Origin of the sequence: Caballeronia glebae, from assembly GCF_001545035.1 — a bacterium.
Taxonomy (GTDB): Bacteria; Pseudomonadota; Gammaproteobacteria; order Burkholderiales; family Burkholderiaceae; genus Caballeronia; species Caballeronia glebae.
In genome coordinates, this window is the sequence record NZ_FCOJ02000017.1 from 1 (window position 1) to 20,915 (window position 20,915).

The 20,915-nt window shown below is 63.6% G+C and carries 21 protein-coding genes; 17 read left to right on the forward strand and 4 right to left on the reverse strand.

What is annotated here, in order from left to right; all coding sequences use genetic code 11:
* Positions 1 to 36: 36 nt before the first annotated feature.
* The 4 genes from AWB82_RS13795 (at position 37) to ilvD (ending at position 3,955) form a co-directional block, all read left to right on the forward strand.
* The gene (locus AWB82_RS13795; protein WP_086967932.1) at positions 37 to 741 is read left to right on the forward strand and encodes a succinate dehydrogenase iron-sulfur subunit; all 705 of its coding nucleotides are present in this window, start codon (positions 37 to 39) and stop codon (positions 739 to 741) included.
* 190 nt (positions 742 to 931) lie between these two features.
* A complete protein-coding gene (locus AWB82_RS13800) occupies positions 932 to 1,354 on the forward strand; it encodes an ester cyclase (RefSeq protein ID WP_086967934.1) in 423 nt (140 codons plus the stop codon).
* Position 1,355: 1 nt separating this feature from the next.
* Positions 1,356 to 1,985, forward strand: a complete 630-nt coding sequence (locus AWB82_RS13805) for a TetR/AcrR family transcriptional regulator (protein WP_086967936.1) — start codon at positions 1,356 to 1,358, stop codon at positions 1,983 to 1,985.
* A gap of 110 nt (positions 1,986 to 2,095) precedes the next feature.
* The gene (gene ilvD / locus AWB82_RS13810; RefSeq protein ID WP_086967938.1) at positions 2,096 to 3,955 is read left to right on the forward strand and encodes a dihydroxy-acid dehydratase; all 1,860 of its coding nucleotides are present in this window, start codon (positions 2,096 to 2,098) and stop codon (positions 3,953 to 3,955) included.
* Positions 3,956 to 4,021: 66 nt separating this feature from the next.
* Here ilvD and AWB82_RS13815 read toward each other — a convergent pair whose 3' ends face one another.
* Both AWB82_RS13815 and AWB82_RS13820 read right to left on the reverse strand, forming a co-directional pair.
* A complete protein-coding gene (locus AWB82_RS13815) occupies positions 4,022 to 4,894 on the reverse strand; it encodes an NAD(P)-dependent oxidoreductase (protein WP_086967940.1) in 873 nt (290 codons plus the stop codon).
* Between the two features lie 42 nt (positions 4,895 to 4,936).
* Positions 4,937 to 6,265 carry an MFS transporter gene (locus AWB82_RS13820; protein WP_086967942.1) on the reverse strand — a complete coding sequence of 443 codons (1,329 nt, stop codon included), beginning with the start codon at positions 6,263 to 6,265 and terminating at the stop codon, positions 4,937 to 4,939.
* A 243-nt stretch (positions 6,266 to 6,508) separates the two neighbouring features.
* On the opposite strand from AWB82_RS13820, the gene AWB82_RS13825 reads away from it, so the two are divergent.
* The 7 genes from AWB82_RS13825 (at position 6,509) to AWB82_RS13855 (ending at position 13,569) form a co-directional block, all read left to right on the forward strand.
* The gene (locus tag AWB82_RS13825; RefSeq protein WP_086967944.1) at positions 6,509 to 7,429 is read left to right on the forward strand and encodes a LysR family transcriptional regulator; all 921 of its coding nucleotides are present in this window, start codon (positions 6,509 to 6,511) and stop codon (positions 7,427 to 7,429) included.
* 132 nt (positions 7,430 to 7,561) lie between these two features.
* A complete protein-coding gene (locus tag AWB82_RS13830) occupies positions 7,562 to 8,665 on the forward strand; it encodes a tartrate dehydrogenase (protein ID WP_086967946.1) in 1,104 nt (367 codons plus the stop codon).
* A 2-nt stretch (positions 8,666 to 8,667) separates the two neighbouring features.
* Positions 8,668 to 10,116 carry an aldehyde dehydrogenase family protein gene (locus AWB82_RS13835; RefSeq protein WP_086967948.1) on the forward strand — a complete coding sequence of 483 codons (1,449 nt, stop codon included), beginning with the start codon at positions 8,668 to 8,670 and terminating at the stop codon, positions 10,114 to 10,116.
* 23 nt (positions 10,117 to 10,139) lie between these two features.
* Positions 10,140 to 10,973, forward strand: a complete 834-nt coding sequence (locus tag AWB82_RS13840) for a Rossmann-like and DUF2520 domain-containing protein (protein WP_086967950.1) — start codon at positions 10,140 to 10,142, stop codon at positions 10,971 to 10,973.
* Positions 10,974 to 11,263: 290 nt separating this feature from the next.
* Entirely contained in the window at positions 11,264 to 11,464 is a 201-nt protein-coding gene (locus tag AWB82_RS13845; protein WP_407642998.1) for a type 2 periplasmic-binding domain-containing protein, read from the forward strand.
* A gap of 94 nt (positions 11,465 to 11,558) precedes the next feature.
* On the forward strand, positions 11,559 to 11,924 hold the full coding sequence (locus tag AWB82_RS13850) for a BON domain-containing protein (protein WP_086967952.1): 366 nt from the start codon (positions 11,559 to 11,561) through the stop codon (positions 11,922 to 11,924).
* Positions 11,925 to 11,970: 46 nt separating this feature from the next.
* Positions 11,971 to 13,569: an MFS transporter gene (locus tag AWB82_RS13855; RefSeq protein WP_086967954.1), complete on the forward strand. Its 1,599-nt coding sequence runs from the start codon at positions 11,971 to 11,973 to the stop codon at positions 13,567 to 13,569.
* 20 nt (positions 13,570 to 13,589) lie between these two features.
* Here AWB82_RS13855 and AWB82_RS13860 read toward each other — a convergent pair whose 3' ends face one another.
* Positions 13,590 to 13,961: an NUDIX hydrolase gene (locus AWB82_RS13860; protein WP_086967956.1), complete on the reverse strand. Its 372-nt coding sequence runs from the start codon at positions 13,959 to 13,961 to the stop codon at positions 13,590 to 13,592.
* 226 nt (positions 13,962 to 14,187) lie between these two features.
* Here AWB82_RS13860 and AWB82_RS13865 point away from each other — a divergent pair, with 226 nt between their 5' ends.
* The 6 genes from AWB82_RS13865 (at position 14,188) to AWB82_RS13890 (ending at position 18,593) form a co-directional block, all read left to right on the forward strand.
* Complete coding sequence (locus AWB82_RS13865) at positions 14,188 to 15,000, forward strand: CHAD domain-containing protein (protein ID WP_086967958.1); 813 nt, start codon at positions 14,188 to 14,190, stop codon at positions 14,998 to 15,000.
* Positions 15,001 to 15,081: 81 nt separating this feature from the next.
* Complete coding sequence (locus AWB82_RS13870) at positions 15,082 to 15,831, forward strand: DUF2278 family protein (RefSeq protein WP_200818104.1); 750 nt, start codon at positions 15,082 to 15,084, stop codon at positions 15,829 to 15,831.
* A gap of 169 nt (positions 15,832 to 16,000) precedes the next feature.
* The gene (locus tag AWB82_RS13875) at positions 16,001 to 16,216 is read left to right on the forward strand and encodes a hypothetical protein (RefSeq protein ID WP_086967960.1); all 216 of its coding nucleotides are present in this window, start codon (positions 16,001 to 16,003) and stop codon (positions 16,214 to 16,216) included.
* 114 nt (positions 16,217 to 16,330) lie between these two features.
* The gene (locus AWB82_RS13880) at positions 16,331 to 17,569 is read left to right on the forward strand and encodes a multidrug effflux MFS transporter (protein ID WP_086967962.1); all 1,239 of its coding nucleotides are present in this window, start codon (positions 16,331 to 16,333) and stop codon (positions 17,567 to 17,569) included.
* 104 nt (positions 17,570 to 17,673) lie between these two features.
* Positions 17,674 to 17,898 (forward strand): hypothetical protein, encoded by a 225-nt coding sequence (locus AWB82_RS13885; protein WP_086967964.1) that lies wholly within the window; start codon positions 17,674 to 17,676, stop codon positions 17,896 to 17,898.
* 101 nt (positions 17,899 to 17,999) lie between these two features.
* A complete protein-coding gene (locus AWB82_RS13890) occupies positions 18,000 to 18,593 on the forward strand; it encodes a nitroreductase family protein (RefSeq protein WP_086967966.1) in 594 nt (197 codons plus the stop codon).
* A gap of 6 nt (positions 18,594 to 18,599) precedes the next feature.
* On the opposite strand, the gene AWB82_RS13895 is transcribed toward AWB82_RS13890, so the two are convergent.
* Positions 18,600 to 20,786, reverse strand: a complete 2,187-nt coding sequence (locus tag AWB82_RS13895; protein ID WP_086967968.1) for a hybrid sensor histidine kinase/response regulator — start codon at positions 20,784 to 20,786, stop codon at positions 18,600 to 18,602.
* Positions 20,787 to 20,915 lie beyond the last annotated feature (129 nt).

A 20,915-nucleotide genomic window follows, 5' to 3' on the forward strand; every position in this document is an offset into this window, starting at 1 on the left:
GCGCGTACCTTCTAAGGAAAGCGCAAGGAAATCGAAATGGCAAAGAGAATTTTTGAAGTCTATCGCTACGATCCGGACAAGGACGCGGCGCCGCGCATGCAGAGCTACGAGCTCGACATCGACTCGCACGAACGCATGTTGCTCGACGCGCTGGTGAAGCTGAAGTCGGTGGACGAGACGCTGTCGTTCCGCCGCTCGTGCCGCGAAGGCGTGTGCGGCTCGGACGCGATGAACATCAACGGCAAGAACGGTCTCGCGTGTCTGACGAATCTGAATGACTTGCCGCAGAAGATCGTGCTGCGTCCGCTGCCGGGTCTGCCGGTGGTGCGCGATCTGATCTGCGATTTCACGCAGTTCTTCAACCAGTATCATTCGATCAAGCCGTACCTGATCAACGATACGCCGCCGCCCGAGAAGGAACGTTTGCAATCGCCGGTGGAGCGCGACGAACTCGATGGCCTCTACGAGTGCATCTTGTGCGCGAGCTGCTCGACGTCGTGCCCGAGCTTCTGGTGGAACCCGGACAAGTTCGTGGGTCCGGCGGGCTTGCTGCAAGCGTATCGCTTTATCGCGGATAGTCGCGATCAGGCGACGGGCGAACGTCTCGACAACCTGGAAGATCCGTATCGTCTGTTCCGCTGCCATACGATCATGAATTGCGTCGACGTGTGCCCCAAGGGGCTCAATCCGACCAAGGCGATCGGCAAGATCAAGGAATTGATGGTGCGCCGGGCGGTTTAAGAGCCGGATGTGCACGAAGAAATGGCGCGGCCTCGAAAGGGGCCGCGCCATTTTTTTCGCGCGAGATTTTCCGGCGCGGTGAAGTGATTGCATAGCTAATCATCGCCTTCGCGAGTCGACATTTCGATCTTGTAATGAGACTGTTGTCTCACTAGAATGCATTGGAAAGCGTGAGAGCAAGGAGGCAATCATGACGCTGACCGCTGTCGAGATGGACCGGAAGATCGAAGAGCATTTCGGCTTCGAACGTTGCGACGATGTCGAAGGCGTCCTCGCGACGCTTGCGGACGATGTCGAGCATGACGTCGTTGGCTGGCCCGAGGGGCCGGCGAATGGACGCGCGAGCGCGCGGCCGTTCTACGAAGCGTTGTTCGCGGATCTGTCGGAGAGCCGCGTCGAGTGCTTGCGTCGTCTTTATGGCGAGGGCTTCGTCATCGACGAATCTTTGTGGCGCGGCAGGGCGCCGGGCAGGCCGTTCGGACTCGAAGGCCGTGGGCGTCCGCTGGAATTCCGCATGCTGCATGTCGTCGAGTTCAGCGAGAGCGGGCAGATTCGGCGCGAGAACGTATGGGTCGATCTGGCGGCGATCATCGGCCAGTTGCCGCAGACCTGACATGGCGAACTCCGCAACGAAGTCCCGCGAGAATCAGAAGCAACGCACGCGCAAGGATCTGCTGCAGGCGGCATCGGCGCTCATGAAAGAGGGGCGCAAGCCGAGTCTCGAAGAGATCGCCGCAAAAGCGCTGGTGTCGCGCGCGACCGCGTACCGGCATTTTCCAAGCATCGATACGCTCTGGCTCGAAGCATCGCTCGATGTCGACACGCCGGAAGCGGACGCACTCTTTTCCGCGCGCGCATCGGCCGATCCGGTCGCGCGCCTGCTGCGTGTGGATGCGGCGCTCCACGACATGATTCTCGCCAACGAAGCGCCGCTGCGCATGATGCTCGCGCATTCGCTGGAGCGCGTGGCAAAGGGCGATGCCGGAGACGAAGTGCCGCTGCGGCAGAATCGTCGCACGCCGCTGATCGAGGCGGCGCTGGAACCCGCGCAAGACCGGTTCAGGCCCGCCGCGCTCGACACGCTGAGGCAAGCGCTCGCGCTCGTGATCGGCACCGAGGCGATGATCGTCTGCAAGGATGTGCTGCAACTCGACGACGCACGCGCGCGCAAGGTGAGGCACTGGGCGATTCGCGCGCTGGTGGAGGCGGCGAGGCGAAACGGAATGGACGAAGCAGGTATGTGATAATTCGAAAATTCGCGCCCGCCCGGCCCAAAAGGCCGCGGACCCCGGCGCACAAGGGCCCTCACCCTCGTGGCCCGCTTTCATCCCGCGATATTCCAACAGCAACCACGATGCCCACATACCGTTCCAAAACCTCCACCGCCGGCCGCAACATGGCGGGCGCGCGCTCGCTCTGGCGCGCCACCGGCATGAAAGACGAAGATTTCTCGAAGCCGATCATCGCCGTCGTCAACTCGTTCACCCAGTTCGTGCCGGGACACGTGCACCTGAAGGACCTGGGCCAGCTCGTCGCGCGCGAGATCGAGGCCGCCGGCGGCGTGGCGAAAGAGTTCAACACCATCGCGGTCGATGACGGCATCGCGATGGGTCACGACGGCATGTTGTACTCGCTGCCGAGCCGCGACATCATCGCGGATTCGGTCGAATACATGGTCAACGCGCATTGCGCCGACGCCATGGTCTGCATCTCGAACTGCGACAAGATTACCCCGGGCATGTTGATGGCCGCGATGCGCCTGAACATCCCCGTGATCTTCGTTTCGGGCGGCCCGATGGAAGCGGGCAAAACGCGCCTCGCGAATCCGAAGACGAAGGCCATCGAACTGAAGAAGCTCGATCTCGTCGATGCCATGGTGATCGCCGCCGACCCGTCGTATTCCGACGCCGATGTCGCCGAAGTCGAACGCTCCGCGTGCCCGACGTGCGGCTCGTGCTCGGGCATGTTCACGGCCAACTCGATGAACTGCCTGACCGAAGCGCTCGGCCTTTCGCTGCCCGGCAACGGCACCGTGGTCGCGACGCACGCCGACCGCGAGCAGTTGTTCAAGCGCGCGGGACGCGGCATCGTCGAACTGGCGCGCCGTTACTACGAGCAAGAAGAGTCGCGCCTGCTGCCGCGCTCGGTCGGCTTCAAGGCGTTCGAGAACGCGATGACGCTCGATATCGCCATGGGCGGTTCCACGAACACCATCCTTCACTTGCTGGCCATTGCGCGCGAAGCCGAGATCGACTTCACGATGAAGGACATCGACCGCTTGTCGCGCACCGTGCCGCAACTGTGCAAGGTCGCGCCGAACACGAACAAGTACCACATCGAAGACGTGCATCGCGCGGGCGGCATCATGGCGATCCTGGGCGAGCTGGATCGCGCGGGCAAGCTGCACACCGACGTGCCGACCGTGCACGCGCCGACGCTGAAAGACGCGCTCGCGCAGTGGGACATCAAGCTCACCGACGACGAAGCCGTCAAGACCTTCTACATGGCGGGCCCCGCCGGCGTGCCGACGCAAGTCGCGTTCAGCCAGAACACGCGCTGGCCGAGCCTCGACACGGACCGCGCCGAAGGCTGCATCCGCTCTTATGAGCACGCGTTCTCGAAGGAAGGCGGCCTCGCGGTGCTGACGGGCAACATCGCGCTGGATGGCTGCGTCGTGAAAACGGCGGGCGTCGATGAAAGCATTCACGTGTTCGAAGGCACGGCGCATGTCACGGAGTCGCAGGACGAGGCCGTCGAGAACATTCTCAGCGACAAGGTCAAGTCGGGCGATGTCGTCATCGTCCGATACGAAGGTCCGAAGGGCGGACCCGGCATGCAGGAAATGCTTTACCCGACGAGCTACATCAAGTCGAAAGGTCTCGGCAAGACGTGCGCGCTGTTGACGGACGGACGTTTCTCGGGCGGCACCTCGGGTTTGTCGATCGGTCATTGTTCGCCGGAAGCGGCGGCGGGCGGCGCGATCGGTCTCGTGCGCGACGGCGACAAGATTCGCATCGACATTCCGAATCGCACGATCGACGTGCTGCTCTCCGACGAAGAACTCGCGCGCCGTCGCGAGGAGCAGAACGCGAAGGGCTGGAAGCCCGCCAAGCCGCGTCCGCGCAAGATCTCGGCGGCGCTGAAGGCGTATGCGAAGCTGGTGATGTCCGCGGACAAGGGCGCGGTGCGCGATCTGTCCCTGCTCGACGACTGACGCAGCGTTCGTCAGACGCAAGCGTTCAAAGCCGCTCTCCGGAGCGGCTTTTTCTTTGATCGCGCTTCAATCGCCCAGCAAGTTCGGCAACTCCAGCAACGTGCGATGCGCGCCGCCTTGCTCGACCGCATCCGCGTATGTCGCGCGCACGGCGGCGGCGATCGCATCGACCGAGTCGGTGTCGCCGGCCATCGTCACGTAGTAGCCGAGATCCTTGAGCGCGTTGGACATGTGAAACGGCATGCCCGACGGATCGCCTTCCACGAGCGATGGACGCAGCCGCTCCAGCGCCGCGCCGCCGCCGCCGCCTTTCGCGAGCACATCGACGAAAGTCCGCGCATCGACGCCCGCGCGCTTCGCGCAGGCCGCCGCTTCCGAAATCAGCGCGATCGTTCCGAGCGACACGAAGTTGTGCAGCAGCTTCATGCTGTGCCCCGCGCCGAGACCGCCGACGAGCGTCACGTTCTCCGCATACGTGCGCAGCAACGGCTCGATTCGCGCGAACAGTTCGGCTGAAGCGCCGACCAGCAGATTCAGCCGCCCGTCATGCGCTTCCTTCGCGGTGCGTGTCATGGGCGCATCGACGAATAAGCCGCCCGCTTCCTTCACGAGCGCCGCCATGCGTTGCGTCGATGCGGGCACCGCCGTCGAGCAGTCGATGACGATCGTGCCCGGGCGCAATCCCGCGAGCACGCCGTCGGGCGCGGTCAGAACCGCTTCGACTTCGGGCGAGCCCGTCACGCACAGAATGACGATGTCCGATTCGCGCGCGAGCGCCTCGCCGTTCCTGACGGTCTTCACGCCGCCCGCGAGGAGTTCGTCGAGCGGCTGATTGCCGGGATGCTCGACCACCGTCAACGGATAACCGTGCTTCATCACGTTGCGCGCGATGCCGTGCCCCATCAGGCCGACACCGATCATGCCGATTCGTTGCTTCATGCCGTGTCTCTTCGTTCGTGTTGTCGTGACTGGTTAAAAAGCTCAGCGGTTCACGAGGCGCTTCGGCAACAGCATCGTGAGAACGATGCCGAGCACGAGGCAGGCGACCATCGAGATGATCGGCAGCGTCATGCCGCCCGAAGTCTGCTTCAGGAAGCCGACCGCATAAGGACCGAAGAAGCCGCCGAGATTGCCGAACGCGCTGATCCACGCAATGCCGACCGCCGCCGCGGCCTGCCCGAGCACGGCCGTCGGCATGCTCCAGAAGAGCGGCGGAAACGACAGCAAGCCCGCGTTGGCGATGCACAGCGCGATCATGCCGAGCCACAGGTTGTCGTGCCAGAGCACCGAGAGCGACAAGCCGACCGCGCCCATCAGCAGCAACGCCGCGACGTGCATGCGCCGCTCGCCGCGCTTGTCCGCGCTGCGGCCGAACATCACCATGACGACGACGGCGACCGCGTTGGGCAACGCCGCGAGTGCGCCGATGGCGAAGTCGCCGGAGATGCCCATCGACTTGATCATCGTCGGGGCCCAGAACGTGTAGCCGTAGATGCCGAAGACATCGAGAAAATAGATCAGGCAGAACGCCCACACGAGCCCGCTCGTGAAGAGGCCCTTGTGATTCGATTGCGCCGTCACCGCGCGATCCTCGGCGAGCACGCGCGATAGAAACGCGCGATCCGTCTCGCTGTAGCGCGGGCTTTTCGTGACGTCGTCGTCGAGGCCCTTCCATGTGTAGACCGCCGCGAGAAACGCGGGCAACGCCTCGATTATGAAAATCCACTTCCAGCCGGGCAACTGCATGAGGCCGTCGAAGTACTGCATGATGAAGCCGGTCAGCGGCGAGCCGATGAGACCCGCGAGCGCGAGCGCCGCATAGAACATGCTGAGGATGCGCGCGCGCCGGTTGCGCGGAAACGACTGGCTGATATGGAACACGATCGCCGGAATGAAGCCCGCCTCCGCGACCCCGAGCAGGCAGCGCATCACGTAGAACTGCATCGGCGTGGAGACGAAGGCCGTCAGCCCGGACACGATGCCCCACGACAGAATGATGCGCGTGATCCATCGGCGCGGGCCGACGCGTTGCAGGATCAGATTGCTCGGCACCTCGAAGATCACATAGCCGAGAAAGAAGATGCCCGCGCCGAAGCCGAACACGGCATCGGAGAAGCCGAGTTGCTGCGCCATCTGCAGCTTCGCGAAGCTCACGTTCACGCGATCGATGTAGGACGTGATGTACGCGAACATCAAAATCGGCAGGATTTGCAGCGCCAGGCGGCGAAAGATCCGGTCCGCGGTGGCCGCATCGTGTGACGGGGCGGGCGATGCCGCGCCTTGCGGCATGTTGGTCGCATCGATTTCCACGTCTGTCTCCGTATATGTTTTTTGAGTCCGGCTCGCGCGGGACGCGGCGGGACAGGAGAAATGTAGCGGCTGCCGGGCTCGGGTGATATGCGAAATCGCTGAAGCGGGCTTTCGAATACTTCGAACACGTGCGGCGCGTCAAGGTGCGCGCGTCGATCAGGGTTTTCACGTATCCGGGCGCGAGGCGGCGAGCGCGGGCGAATGCCATACTGCGCGGCATGATCTTTCGCGGAGCATCCGGTTTTGTTCGATCTCACGTCGCTGGCTCTTTTTCTGCGCGCCGTCGAAATGGGCAGCCTGTCCAAGGCGGCCCAGCAATCGCACATGTCGCTGTCGACGGCGAGCCGGCGCATCGCGCTGCTCGAACATCACTTTCGCGTGGTGCTGTTGAATCGCACCTCGGCGGGCGTTGAGCCCACGCCAGCGGGCGAAGCGCTCGCGCGTCACGCCACGGAACTGCTGCTCAAGACCGACGCGATCTATAGCGAGCTGTCCGACTATACGAAAGGCTCCGTGGGCCGCGTGCGCGTGTTCGCCAATATCTCCGCGATCAGCCAGGACTTGCCCGATCACCTGCGCACGTTCTCGCAGCGCTATCAGGACATCAAGCTGCATATCAGCGAATTGCGCAGCATGGATATTCTTCAGGCCTTGCGCGAAGGGCGAGCGGATGTCGGCGTGGTGACGTCGCAGAGCGGCATGGAAGGCATTCGCCTCGCGCCGTATTGCAGCGATCGCATCAGCGTGGTCGTGCCGGAGGATCACGTACTGCAGGGCGAGCAGATCGATTTCGCCGCGCTGCTCGAACACGATATCGTCGGCCTCGACGACAAAGCCGAAGTCACGCGCATGCTTGTCAAGGAAGCCGCGCTCGCGGGCCGCACGATCCGCTTTCGCGTACAGGTGCAGAGCTTCGAGGGCATGTGCAGGCTGATCGCGGCGGGGCAGGGCATCGGCGTGCTGCCCGAAGGCGCGGTGCGGCTTTTTCGCGAGCCCATGCGCCTGCGTTTCATCCGCCTGACGAATCCGTGGGCGGAGCGCGTGATGTCGGTCGGCATACGCGTCGGCGCGGCGCCTTTGCCCGCGCGCAAGCTCTTCGATTACTTAAGCGCACTCGCGCCCGCATCGCTCGTCGCGCCGGGCGGCGAACGCTCGGCCGGCTAGCGTCTTGCGGATATTCGAAGACTCCCGTTTCCGGATTCGCACTTCCGCCACGCGAACGCGTCCGCTAGATTGCTCCTCTGAATAGTCCGATGCCCGGGCATGCCCGCATCGAAATCGAGGAGACATAGCGCAATGGCAACAACGCATCACATCGCCGTCATTCCGGGCGACGGCATCGGCAAGGAAGTCATGGTCGAAGGTCTGCGCGTGCTGAAGGCCGCCGCCGCGCGTTACGACATCGCGCTCGATTTCGACGAATTCGGGTCTTGGTGCACCGAGCATTACGTGCAGCACGGCACGATGATGCCCGCCGACTGGGACAAACAGATCGGCAAGCACGACGCGATTTTCTTCGGCGCGGTCGGCACGCCCGACATCGTGCCGGACCACACGGCAGTGTGGGAATCGATCATCAAAATCCGCCGCGAGTTCGACCAGTACGTGAATTTACGTCCGGTGCGGCTGATGCCCGGCGTGCCTTCGCCGCTCGCCAACCGCAAGCCCGGCGACATCGATTTTCTGGTCGTGCGCGAGAACACCGAAGGCGAATATTCGTCGGTCGGCGGACGCATGTTCGAAGGCACCGAACGCGAGTTCGCGACGCAACAGTCGGTCTTCACGCGCACGGGAGTCGACCGCATTCTCGACTTCGCGTTCCAGCTCGCGCAGAGCCGTCCGAAGAAGCAGCTCACCGCCGCGACCAAGTCGAACGGCATCTCGATCACGATGCCGTACTGGGACGAGCGCCTGGCCGAAGCCGCGAAGCGCTATCCGGACATCGAGACGCGCAAGTTCCACATCGACATTTTGTGCGCGCATTTCGTGCAGCATCCGGATCGTTTCGATGTGGTCGTCGCGTCGAATCTCTTCGGCGACATTCTTTCGGATCTCGGGCCCGCATGCACGGGCACCATCGGCATCGCGCCTTCGGCGAACCTGAATCCGGAGCGGCGCTTTCCGTCGCTTTTCGAACCGGTGCACGGGTCGGCGCCGGATATCGCGGGCAAGGGCATCGCCAATCCGATCGGGCAGATCTGGTCGGCCGCGTTGATGCTCCAGCATCTCGGCCGTGGCGACGCGCGCCATGAAGCGGCGGCGAAGAGCATCGTGTCGGCCATCGAGAGCGTGCTCGAAAACGGCCCGCGCACGCCCGACATGGGCGGCACCGCGAACACCATCGAAGTCGGCACGGCGATCGCCGCGGCCGTCACGCAACACGCACTGATCACGGAGTAAGCATGGAATATCGTCACTTCATCGGCAATGCATGGAAAGCGGGCGACAACCGCGAATCGCTCGATGTGATCGACCCGAGCACCGGCGAGCCGTTCGCGGCGATCGCACGCGGCAATGCCGCCGACATCGCCACGGCAGTCAACGCTGCACGCAACGCGATGGGCGACGCGCTCGACGGTCCGTGGGCGAAGCTGTCGCCGGTCGAACGCGCGAATCTGCTGTTCGCGTATGCGGCGGCCGTGCTGAACAACGCCGACGAACTCGCGCAACTCGAAGCGCGCGACACCGGCAAGGCGCTTAAAACCGCGCGCACCGACGCGGCCGTGCTCGCGCGTTATCTGCAGTATTACGCCGGCTGCGTCGACAAGCTGCACGGCGAAACGCTGCCTTATACGACGGGCTTCACGGTGCTGACGGTGCGCGAGCCGATCGGCGTGACGGGCCACATCATTCCGTGGAACTACCCGATGCAGATTTACGGACGCAGCGTCGGCGCATCGCTCGCGGCGGGCAACGCGTGCGTGGTCAAGCCCGCGGAGGACGCGAGCCTGTCAATCTTGCGTCTCGCCGAAATCGCCGCCGACATCGGCTTTCCGGCGGGCGCGATCAACGTCGTCACGGGACTCGGCAGCGAGGCGGGCGCGGCGTTGTCGGCGAACGAGGGCGTCGGTCATATCTCGTTCACCGGCTCGACCGCGACGGGCGCGCTCGTCGGACGCACGGCGGCCGAACGTCATTGCCCGAGCGTGCTCGAACTCGGCGGCAAGTCGCCGCAACTCGTTTTCGACGATGCCGATCTCGACGAAGCCTTGCCCGTGATCCAGAACGCGATCGTGCAAAACGCCGGACAAACGTGCTCGGCGGGCAGCCGTCTGCTGGTCCAGCGCGGCGTCTATGAAACTGTGATCGAACGTCTGGCACAACGCTTCGAAGCGCTGCGCGCAGGGCCGAGCGCGATGGATCTCGACCTGGGCCCGCTCGTCAACGCGAAGCAGCACGCGCGCGTGCGCGGCATCGTCGAGCAGGCCGAAGCCGAAGGCATTCGCGTCGCGGCGCGCGGCAAGATCGTGGTGGAAGCATCGCGCAACGGCTTCTTTCAGGAAGCGGTGCTGTTTCGCGACGTGCCGCCGCAAAGCCGGCTCGCCCAGGAAGAAGTCTTCGGCCCGGTGCTCGCGATGATGCCCTTCGATGACGAAGCCGAAGCGGTGAAGCTCGCCAACGGCACGAACTACGGTCTCGTCGCGGGCGTGTGGACGCGCGACGGTTCGCGCGGCCTGCGCCTCGCGCGCAAGCTGCAGGCGGGACAGGTTTTCATCAACAACTACGGCGCGGGCGGCGGCGTCGAGTTGCCGTTCGGCGGCGTGAAGGCGAGCGGGCATGGACGCGAGAAGGGCTTCGAGGCGCTGTACGGCTTCACGAGCCTGAAGACCATCGCGATCAGGCACGGCTGAGCCGCGCGCGCTCTCACATCGTCATGGCGACTCTGAACATCATCGGCGCGGGGCGTGTCGGCGCGACGCTCGGCAATCTGATCGTCGCGAACCGCGTGCTCGTTATCGGCGACGTATGCGACACCGATATCGCGCATGCCCGCGACGCGGTCGATTTCATCGGCGCGGGCCGCGCGCTCGACGATATGGCTGCGTTACGCCCCGCCGATATCTGGCTGCTCTCGGTGCCCGACGCGCGTATTGCGGACGTGGCGCAAGCGCTCGCGCGGCATCGTAACGATGACGCGACCGCGGTCGCCGTGCATTGCAGCGGCGCGCTCGATACGGACACGCTCGCGCCCTTGCGCGCGATCGGCTGGAGCGTGGCGAGCGCACATCCGATGCTGAGCTTCGCCAAGCCCGGCACCGCCGTGTTCCAGTTCGAAGGCACGCCGTGCGGGCTCGAAGGCGATCGCGCCGCGCGGGCTGCATGGAGCGAGATTCTCGCGGCCATCGGCGCGCGCTGCTTCGTTATCGAGCCGGGCAGCAAGGCGCTTTATCACGCGGCGGCGGTCGTCGCATCGAACTTTCTGCCGATACTTGCGGCGATGTCCGTCGAGATGTGGCAAGCGGCGGGCATTCCGCAAGCGCTCATCGAAGACATGATGCATACGCTCACACGCAACGCGGCCGCCAATGTCGTTTCGCTCGGGCCGAAGGATGCGTTGACCGGCCCGGCCGCGCGTGGGGATCACGCGGTGGTCGAAGTGCAATCGCAGGCGATCGGTGCGTGGGACGCGGTGTCGCGCGATGCCTACGACGCGCTCTCGACGCTCGCCGCGCGATTCGCGCTCACGGGCAAAGTGCGGGAGACGTGATGCGCGCGTGATCGTCGTCGTCGTGAGCAGAGGATCGGAAGGCGCGAGCACATTCGGCGCCATGCGGAAGTCGGACAGCGTAGATGCCAGGCGAGCGCGACCGGCAGGAGCGCGGGCGATCAATGCGCGCAGGCCGCGCGACGCGCCCGTGATGAACCAGACGCGAATCGTCGGGGCGCTCCATGAGGGAGGTCCGCGCAATTTCGATCTTCGCGCGCACCGCCGCGCTCGGCAATTTCCGGGCGCGCGGCCATTGATCAGAGGATATCGCCGCAGGCGCGAGTCATGCGGTGACGCAACTCCGCGAAGGACGCCTCGTGCCCTTGCTCACGCGGCATCTGGCGCAGCGCGAATCGATCTACATCCACTACCGGCATCGAACCGAGCAGCCGCTTCGCGTGCGAACGTTCATTGATTTCGTGATCGGAAAGCTCGCGGATAACGGCGATCTCTTCCTGTCGCCCGCGCAGTTGCGCGCGTTTGCGAAATGAACGGCACGATTCCCTGCGCTATGGCGAAGCGCCGACTAGAATTCATCGTGCCCTCGTAGCACTCCAAGCCACGCAAGCCACCGGAGCCCAAGCGATGAAGACGATCAATGCGCTCAGATTTGCCGCCGTTGCATCGGCGATAGCCTTCTCAGTCAACGTGTGGTCGCAGTCCAGCGATGCGGCCTCGACCCAGTCCACCGCGCCCTCGGCCAGTGCGGGAAGCTCGAAATCGACGGCGCGCAAAGCCAATCGCGCGCTCAGCAAGAAGGTGTCTCAGGCGTTGCAGAAAGGCGGCGTCGACCCGGTAGGCATCAACGTGATTGCGAAGAACGGCGCGATCACGCTTGCCGGTCATGCCGCCGATGCCGAGCAGATCGACAAGGCAGCGTCGATCGCGAAAGGCGTGGACGGCGTGAAGTCGGTGAAGAATGTTCTGACGATTCAGGAAGGCGGGCAGTAACACGCCGCACGCGGGCAAGCGAGAAAAACGCGTGCCCGAAGCTGTCATGAACTCGCTCATGGACGTTCACGATCGCGAGCGGCAACGCCTGCCGTTTCGCGAATCGCTGCTCGCGATGCTCGGCATCGCCTTCGTCACGATGCTGGTCGCGCTCGACCAGACCATTGTCGGGACCGCGATGCCGCGCATCGTCGCCGAGCTGAAGGGCTTCGACCTGTACGCGTGGGTCGCGACCTCGTACATGCTCGCATCCGTCATCACGATTCCGATCTTCGGGCGGCTCGGCGACCTATACGGACGCAAGCCGTTTCTGCTCGCGGCGATCGTGCTGTTCACGGCGGCGTCCGTGCTGTGCGGATTCGCGGGCAGCATGCTGTTTCTGGTGATCGCGCGCGGCGTGCAGGGCATCGGCGGCGGCATTTTGCTCGGCACGGTGTTCGCCGCCGTCGCCGATCTCTTTCCCGATCCGAAGCTGCGCCTGCGCTGGCTCGTGCTCGTCACGTCGACATTCGGCGTCGCCAACGTGATCGGCCCGACGCTCGGCGGCATGCTCACGCAGATGCGCGGCTGGCGGCTCGTGTTCTTCGTCAACGTGCCCATCGGCATCGTCTCGCTGATATTCGTGCTGCTGTTCGTACCGAACCTGCATCATCTGAAGGCGCGCGGGCGCATTCAGCTCGACTGGCTCGGCGCGTGCGTCGTCGCGGTGACGCTCGGCGCACTGCAATTGCTGATCGAACTGTTGCCGAAGGAAGGCTTGAGCCGCACGACGATCGTGCTTGCGCTCGTCACGCTCGTCTTCGGCGCGACGCTGTACTTCTGGGAAAAGCGCATGGGTTATCCCGTCGTGCCCGTCGACGTGCTGATGGACCGCAGGCTCGCCGCGCTCTTCGCGATCTCCGTGCTCGGCGGCTTCGCGCTCTTCTCGATGGCCTTCTATATTCCGTTGCTGTTTCAGGGCGGCTACGGCATGTCGCCGCACGATTCGGGCATGCTCATCACGCCGCTTTTGCTCGGCACGACGGTCGGCAGCATGCTCAACAACCGCATCGTCACACGCATCCCGCGCGCCAACGTGCTGATGTATGCGGGCTTCGCGCTCTCCGTGACCGGCTGCCTCGCGCTCGTTTCGCTCGACGGTCACGAGCCGCATGCCGTCTGGATGGCGTGCATGGGCGCGAGCGGACTCGGCCTCGGGCTTGTCGCGACGAATCTCACGATCTGCTCGCAACAGATCGTCGCGCGTGAGCAGATCGGCGCGGTCACGGCGTTGCTGCAATCGTTGCGCATTTTCGGCGGCATGCTCGGCACCGCGATCACGGGCGCGTTGCTCGGGCATCTCTATGCGCAAAACGTGCACCGTCCGCTCGATTCGTATCAGGCGACGCAGTGGCTCAAATCGTTCGCAAGCCCTGATCTGCTGATCGACCGCGCCGAACAATCCGCGCTGATCGAACGCCTCGTCGCCGCGGGCCAGTCCGCCGACGCGATGACGATGATGCACTCGGCGCGCATGGCGCTCGTCGCGTCGATTCACGTGGGGCTCGTGGTCGCTGCAATGGCGGCGTTCGTCGGCTTGTGTCTCGCGTGGTTCGTGCCCGCCGTGCGCGTCGTTTATGGTGACGCGAAAGGACAGGGCGCGTGACGCAAGGCTTCACGCGAAGGTCAGCGCTTGCTGCGATTGCCGCCGAGCGCCTTGACGATCAGCTTGGTCGGCGCGCTCGTGGCGAGCCGTTGTATCTCCGACATGTGAACCCAGCGGCATCGCGAGATTTCATTGCTCGCATGCGGCTTCGCGCTTTTCGGCACATCGCAGAAAAAGACGTGATGATGCTTTTGCCTTCCTCGATGCTGAAAGAGAAATTTCGCCGATTTGCCGGCAAGACGCGTCTCTTCCTTGAGCTCGCGCAGCGCGGCGTCTGAAAGATGTTCGCCGCGTTTGAGCATGCCGCCGGGTAGCGCCCATTTGGCGCTACGTCGCGCAACCAGCAGAATCCGGTTGCCCTTTCGACAAATGACCGTGGCTCGCTTTCTCACACCCGCTCCGATATTCGATTCTTCTGTTCGTGACTGCGCAGGCGTGTCCTGCAAGCGGGTCATAGTGTACCCAACCGTATTTTGTCGTGAAGTGGCTGGTGACAGCGGAATTTCCCGTATTGCGCGTAAGCAAGACGTGTTCCGCATTTTTTCTGTGCATCGATTTGGGCGGACGAAACGGGTACGCATGTTGCGTGAGCAAGGCATTCGGTAACAGGGAGCGATCATGGACGATCGAACGCGCGCAACGGCCGAAATGAGATTCAGCGATCTGGCGTCGCCGCTGATCGACGAGGCAATGCACCATGCCTCGTCACTCGACGGCAACACAGACCCGGAAGTGCTGCACAAGCTTCGTGTCGCGCTGCGCAGGCTTCGCACATTGTTCTGGGCTTATGAGCCCTTGCTGGAAGATGAATTCGACACGCGTCAGCGCGCGTTGTTCAAGTACCTTGCGACCGCGGCGGGCAGCGCGCGGGACTGGGACATCCTGCTCGAATTGCTGCATGAACTCGATGTCGAAGGGCTCGACGAGCCCGTGCGAACGCATCGTGCAACCGTGCTCGCGACGAGCATCGAGAATCTGGCCAACGCGGACGTCAAGCACGTGTTGCTGGGCGGATTGAAGGAGGCGAATCATCAACTCAACACGGGACGTCGTCGCGTGTCGGTCGAGCGGTTCGCGAAAGAGCGCATCGGCGCGGCGCGCGGTCAACTGAAAAAGCGCATCAAGCGGGCGCTGCGCGCGAAACAGTCGGACTATGCCGCTTATCACGAAGTGCGCAAGGCGGGAAAGAAAGTGCGCTACCTGATCGAGCTATTCGAGCCGGATATCCCATCTGGTTTGCGCGCCAAGGTGAAGAGCCTGAAGCGGCTGCAAAAGCGCTTCGGCGCGTTGAACGATGTAGTCGCGAGCCGAACATTGCTATCGAACTCGAAAGACACGCTTGCCGATAACATCGACACAAAGCCTGCGCTACGCGCGCTGAAAGCCGAGCAGAAGCATCGTTTCAAGGCGGCGAGAAAGGCGATTCGTTGATATCGGCGTGATTCGCGCCTTGATCGGAAGGATGTCACACTTGCCGCGTTGAATGGTCGCTCACTTTCAGGGAGCAGCATCATGGCGCGCAACGAATACGTTCTCTTCAAGGGCACGGTCAAGCTCGGCGTTCCCTTTCTTCAGGGTTATAAAGGCGATCCGCATTACGTGATCGTCAGCGAAGACACGAACGGCAAGCCGTTCAATATCGTCACCAACGTGAAATCGGATAGCTCGCTGACCGGACCGGCGGGCTATCTCGTGCTGTATCTCTGGAATCAATACTTCGATCATCCGATGACGGCCGATCTCGACAAGCTGCCCGCGGGTGTTGCGACATCGAACTTCCCGAAGCTCGATTATGTGCACGACACGCGACTGCTCGATCTCGGCGCCATGCGCCCGATTCCGCTCGACACCAAAGACGAGAAGAACGATATCAATGCGCTTCTCAACGAGATGCTGCAACTCGACATGTCGGCGAGTGGCGTCGATTACGTCTATAAAACGCCCGGCTACAGCGACGATCGCCTCGGATGGAAGCCCACGAAAAACGTGACCGTCTACGGCTTCGGCTTCCTGTTCGAACCGGGGAAGGACGGGTTGCACGAAACGCATATGAACCAAGGCAATCCGAAGCCGGGCAAGGGCAGTCATATCAAGGACCACTCGAACGAGAACGGCGTGCTTCAGGACGGCGCCGTGATGGTCGAGGTGGACGGCAAGTTCCAGGCGCTGTTCGTCGCGTTCCAGACGCAGCTCGTGCCGACGGACAGTCGCGGCCGTCCGATACCGGGCCAGTCGCATCCCATTCTGAATGGCAAGACGTGATTGTTATCCGCATCGGCATCGGGATCGGCATTGCGCAAGCCGCGAATATCGACGTGACCATGAAGAACAAGTGACGCTCGCGCTGATTAGCTAACGCCAATGCATTCGTTGGGCAGGCGCTTAGCCCGTACTAGCATGAACCGCTCGCAGGCTTTTTCACGGACCTTTCATGCGATACAAGGGATATGACGTCGAGCCCTCGGCACGGGCGTTGCCGAGCGGCCTCTTTGCGGCGAACCTGATCATCGAGCGCGGCGCGTCACCGCATGCCGCGTCGTTCACGTTCGACGCGCTCGATTATTTTTTCGAAGCCGATCACGCGATTGCGTATGCGCGGCGCTGGGCGCGTCTGTGGATCGATCAGCAGGGCAAGCGCGCCGGTTGACGTACGCGCGACGTGGGCTTTATACGGTTTCGCGCGATGACAGGCACAATACGATGAATCCGCCATCCGGATTGGCCCGCAGAGGCCGCCGGCCTTCGCTCATTCGTCGTTGTCATGAACCACGCTCATCCTTCGAAGAATTCCCCACGTTTTCTGCTGTTTCTGGTCTGCCTGTTCGCGTCGGCGGGACAACTCGCCATCGATATCTACGTGCCCGCGCTACCCGCGATGGCGCGTTACTTCGCGACCTCGCCCCAGGCGATCCAGTCGAGCGTTTCCGGCTACATGGCGGCGTATGCGATCGGTCAGCTGGTCTTCGGGCCCATCGCCGATGCCTACGGGCGCAAAAAAGTACTGGCGTTCGGACTCGTCATCTTCACGCTCGGCTGTCTGCTATCGCTCGCCGCGACGAATCTCGAAACGTTCCTGCTTGCGCGCGCCCTGCAGGGCTTCGGCATCGCCGCCACCAATTTGCTCGCGAAGACGATCATCACCGATTCGTTCAAGGGCCAGGCGCTGATACACGCGTTCACCTACATGTCGATCGCGTGGGGACTCGCACCGATCGTCGCGCCCGTGATCGGCGCGCACTTGCAGGAATGGTTCGGCTGGAAGGCGTGTCTCGTGTTCCTGCTCATCTATTCGATCGTGATGTGGACGCTCGTATGGCGTTATCGCGAGACCTTGCAGAAACCGGTGCATCTCGCGCCGCGCACGCTTTTCACGAACGCGGGCAAGGTGTTGTCGAGCCCCGTGTTCCAGAGCTGTTTTCTCGCGCAAGGCCTGTGCTATAGCATTCTGCTCGTGTTCAATATCGTCGGTCCGTTCATGGTGCAGAACACGCTGCACAAGCCGCCGACATACTTCGGCTATCTCGCGCTCGCCATCGGCATGATGTATTTCCTCGGCGGACTGTCGAACCGCTTGTATGGCCGGCGCCTGCCGAGCGCCGAGCAACGGTTGCGCATCGGCTCGCGCGTGATGGCGGGCGCGTCGGTCGTCATGCTGGTGCTCTCGTTGACGATTGGCCTCACCGTATGGACCTTGTCCGCGCCGGTCCTCGTGATGGGCTTTTGCGCCGGCGCGATGTATCCCACGCTGATGGCCAAGGGCAACTCGCTCTTTCCGCATATCGCGGGCCTTACGGCGGCGATTCTCGGTTGTTCGCTGTTGCTCGTGTCGTCGGTGATGATGGGTCTCGCGGGCTTCGTGTCCGTGCATATCCTCGCGCCGCTCGCGGCGTTCTTCGTGATTCTCGCGTTCACGGTCGTCATGATGGTGACGCTGCTGCTGCGCCATCTGGAGCAGTCGCAGGCCACGCGCGCGGTGCGCGAAGGTGTCGATGCGGCCTGATGCGCCAAAGCGGTGCGGCCTGCAATGCATTGCAGAAAAGCTTGTTTGCCGAAGCGTTTTTGACGGCTTAGATTCGAGCTATTCATGCATCGAGGAGGCGAGTCATGCCGCACTTCCTGACTCAGTACTGGCAGGCGCTGTCGGCGCCGGCGGGGCGCGTGCGTAAGCGCTTCACGAAAGACGCGGCGGCGCAGGACGCGCACGCCGTGATCGAAACCACGCGCGCCGAGCAACTCGAACATATATCCGTCTATGCCCGCGCGGGATATTTCAACATGGGTTATACCGTCGACGCGTTTCAGTTGCCCGGAGAAACGCCGCTGCATTGAAACGCAAGAACGAAATCCGCGCCAAGCTCGCCTCGTGCCAAACTCGCCGCGCGCGTGCCTCTTATGCTTTATCGCCTTCCCGCACTTCCTCCGAACCATTCATGACACATCGACCCGCTCCGACCGATATCGCCATTCATCCGCTGATCGCGGGACGATGGAGCCCGCGCGCTTATGCGGATCGCGAGATATCGCACGCGCAGGTGGTCGCGTTGCTCGAAGCGGCGCGCTGGGCGCCGTCGGCGTATAACGTGCAGCCGTGGCGCTTCGTCGTGTTCGAGAAGGCGCAGGACCCGGAAGCCTTCGCACGCGCGTTCGCCTTGCTCGTGCCGTTCAACCAGACATGGAATGCGAATGCACAAGTGCTGATCGCGGTGCTCGCGGACACGTTGAACGCGAAGGGCGAAACTAACCCGAGTGCAGCCTACGACGCCGGCGCGGCCGCGATGGCGATATTGCTTCAGGCGCACGCCCAAGGACTCGCCGCGCACGCGATGGGCGGCTTCGATGCGCACGGCCTCAGGCAGGCGTTCGCGCTTCCCGAGCGCTTCACGGCGCTGTCCGTGATTTCCGTCGCGCATCACGGCGATGCCCGCGCATTGCCGGCTTCTCTGGCCGAGCGTGAGCTTGCGCCGCGTGCGCGCCTGTCGCTCGACGATATCGCGCAGTTCGGCGGATGGAGCGACACGCGCTGACGGAATTCACCGTGTCGCGCGCATCGACAGACTGTTCAGCAACCTTTGAAGTTCGTCGATATTGAACGGCTTCGCGAGTATCGTGAAGCCCGTGCGACGCGCCTCGTCGAGTTGATCCGCGTAACCCGTCATCAGCGTGACCGGCTGCGTCGGGCGCGTCGACTTGATCCATTCCGCGAGCTTGATGCCGTCGTAGCCGCCGGGCATCTGGATATCCGAAAGCACGAGATCGAATTCATTGCCGGCTTCGAGCATCTGCTTCGCGGCGTCGCCGGAAGATGCGTGGCGCGCGTGCCAGCCGAGCACGTCGAGCACGGCGCACAAACCCGCCGCGACTTCCGCGTTGTCTTCGACGAGCAGCACGGTCGACGAGGACGCCTCGCGCGCGATGGTCTCGACGGGCGGCGCCTCCACGGGCTCTTCCGCTTCGCCGGTCCAGTGCGGCAGATAGATGTCGATGGTCGTGCCGAAGCCCCACGCCGAATTCACGCGCGCCGTGCCGCCCGCCTGCTCCGCCATCGCCAGCACTTGCGCGAGGCCGAGCCCCGTGCCGGCGCCCGCGCCCTTGGTCGTGAAGAGCGGTTCGAACGCCTGCCTCGCGACGTCGGACCGCATGCCGATGCCGCTGTCCTTGCACGAGATCACGACGTATTCCCCCGCGCCGAGACCTTCGTGCGCAGCGTCAAGGCGCACGTTGCTGCATTCGATGCGAAAGTCGCCGCCGTGCGGCATCGCGTCCTTCGCATTCACGGCGATGTTGATGAGCGCGGAGGTCAGCTCGGTCGCATCGACGCGCACGGTCCACGTCGCATCCGACACGCGCGTGCCGAGCGTGACCTTGTCGCCCACCGACGCACGCACGAGCGGCTCGGAGTCCATCATCCAGCGATCGAGCCGTATGACCTGCATCTGCAACGGCTGGCGGCGAGCGACGCTCAGCAGGCGGCGCGCGAGCGACTGCGCATTCGCCGACGCGCGCTCGACCGCGCTGACTTCCCGTTCGAGGCCGTTGAAGCCCTTGCGCCGCGCCATTTCCATGTTCGACGTGACGACCATCAGCAGGTTATTGAAGTCATGCGCGACGCTCGCGACCAGATTGCCGAGCGCGCCCATGCGCTGCAAGCGCCGCGTCGCCGCGACGGCCGAGCGGCGCAGCGCAAGCTCGCCGCGCCAGTTGTGCCACGCGGCTTCTTCGGCCTTCAGGCGTTGCAGCGAGAAGCCGATCAGCACCCACAGCGCGACGCACGGAATCAGCGCGATCGACGCGATCGACACATCGCGCCGCCACCACGCGCGCCGCACGTCGTGAATGGAAAATCCCGCGGCCGCATAGACCGGATAGTCGCCGACGCGCCGCCACGCGGAGAGCTTTTCATCGTTGTCGAGCGGCGACACGTAACGCATGAGACCCGTGGGCTTGCCTTGCGCGAATGCGTTGGCGAGCACCGAATGGCGATCGGGCGCGTTCGGCGCCAGCGCCTGCGGAAAGCGCGCGAGCACGGCGCCGTCGTCGCGATGCAGTGCGAGCGTGAGCGCGGGCTCGCTCGCGGCGAGTTCGCGATAGAAGTCGATCAGATAGTCGCGTCGCACGGCAATCGAAATCTCGCCGAGAAAGCGACCGTCTTTCGCATAGCGCGCGCTCAGCGTGTTGACCATGTCCGTGTTCTTCACGCGCCCGCGCTCGGGCATGGAAACGTGGAAGGTCGCATGCGAGTCGCGCGTCGCGATGAAGTCGGCACGATCGCCCACGGATACATTGGGCGCAGGAAAGAAACGGCTGCTGAGCAAGAGCCTGCCGTGACTGTCGAGGACGGACAGCGCCGCGATCTGCGCGTGAGTCGCGGCGAGACGCGCGAGCTTGTCGTGCAACTCGGACTGACTGCGCGCGATGAAGTCCTCGTCGCCGCTGCCGAGCATCTCGTCGATACGCGAAATCAGTTCGCGGTTAATGCCGAAAACGGTGTTCGCTTTTTCATCGACGATGCGCACGAGCCGTTCGAGCGACTCGCCGGTTTCGGTGAAGGCGCGTCCGTAAGTGTAGTAGCCGTACAGGCAGAAAAATGCGAACGGAATGACGATTGACGCAACGAGTGCAGCGAAGAGCCGCCTGCGCGCCGCGCGAAAGTCGAGCGGAGGCAGCGAGGGCAGAGCCTCTGCGGTGCCGGGTGCGGAGTGTTCTTCCGATTCGTTCATGACGCGGTGCGAGGCGTGCGCGAGCGGCGGCGCGGGCCTCGCCGGACGGCTGCGAAACGCTCGTTTCGATGGTAGCACGCAGGTCTGTCGTCGCCCTGCACGGTCGTACCTTGTACGACGCGGGGTCGT

Bases quoted from the DNA above. Each gene is read 5' to 3' on its own strand.
- AWB82_RS13795 (WP_086967932.1), top strand. From the start codon at position 37: ATGGCAAAGAGAATTTTTGAAGTCTATCGCTACGATCCGGACAAGGAC.
- AWB82_RS13800 (WP_086967934.1), top strand. From the start codon at position 932: ATGACGCTGACCGCTGTCGAGATGGACCGGAAGATCGAAGAGCATTTC.
- AWB82_RS13805 (WP_086967936.1), top strand. From the start codon at position 1,356: ATGGCGAACTCCGCAACGAAGTCCCGCGAGAATCAGAAGCAACGCACG.
- ilvD (WP_086967938.1), top strand. From the start codon at position 2,096: ATGCCCACATACCGTTCCAAAACCTCCACCGCCGGCCGCAACATGGCG.
- AWB82_RS13815 (WP_086967940.1), bottom strand. From the start codon at position 4,894: ATGAAGCAACGAATCGGCATGATCGGTGTCGGCCTGATGGGGCACGGC.
- AWB82_RS13830 (WP_086967946.1), top strand. From the start codon at position 7,562: ATGGCAACAACGCATCACATCGCCGTCATTCCGGGCGACGGCATCGGC.
- AWB82_RS13835 (WP_086967948.1), top strand. From the start codon at position 8,668: ATGGAATATCGTCACTTCATCGGCAATGCATGGAAAGCGGGCGACAAC.
- AWB82_RS13840 (WP_086967950.1), top strand. From the start codon at position 10,140: ATGGCGACTCTGAACATCATCGGCGCGGGGCGTGTCGGCGCGACGCTC.
- AWB82_RS13850 (WP_086967952.1), top strand. From the start codon at position 11,559: ATGAAGACGATCAATGCGCTCAGATTTGCCGCCGTTGCATCGGCGATA.
- AWB82_RS13855 (WP_086967954.1), top strand. From the start codon at position 11,971: ATGAACTCGCTCATGGACGTTCACGATCGCGAGCGGCAACGCCTGCCG.
- AWB82_RS13865 (WP_086967958.1), top strand. From the start codon at position 14,188: ATGGACGATCGAACGCGCGCAACGGCCGAAATGAGATTCAGCGATCTG.
- AWB82_RS13870 (WP_200818104.1), top strand. From the start codon at position 15,082: ATGGCGCGCAACGAATACGTTCTCTTCAAGGGCACGGTCAAGCTCGGC.
- AWB82_RS13875 (WP_086967960.1), top strand. From the start codon at position 16,001: ATGCGATACAAGGGATATGACGTCGAGCCCTCGGCACGGGCGTTGCCG.
- AWB82_RS13880 (WP_086967962.1), top strand. From the start codon at position 16,331: ATGAACCACGCTCATCCTTCGAAGAATTCCCCACGTTTTCTGCTGTTT.
- AWB82_RS13885 (WP_086967964.1), top strand. From the start codon at position 17,674: ATGCCGCACTTCCTGACTCAGTACTGGCAGGCGCTGTCGGCGCCGGCG.
- AWB82_RS13890 (WP_086967966.1), top strand. From the start codon at position 18,000: ATGACACATCGACCCGCTCCGACCGATATCGCCATTCATCCGCTGATC.
- AWB82_RS13895 (WP_086967968.1), bottom strand. From the start codon at position 20,786: ATGAACGAATCGGAAGAACACTCCGCACCCGGCACCGCAGAGGCTCTG.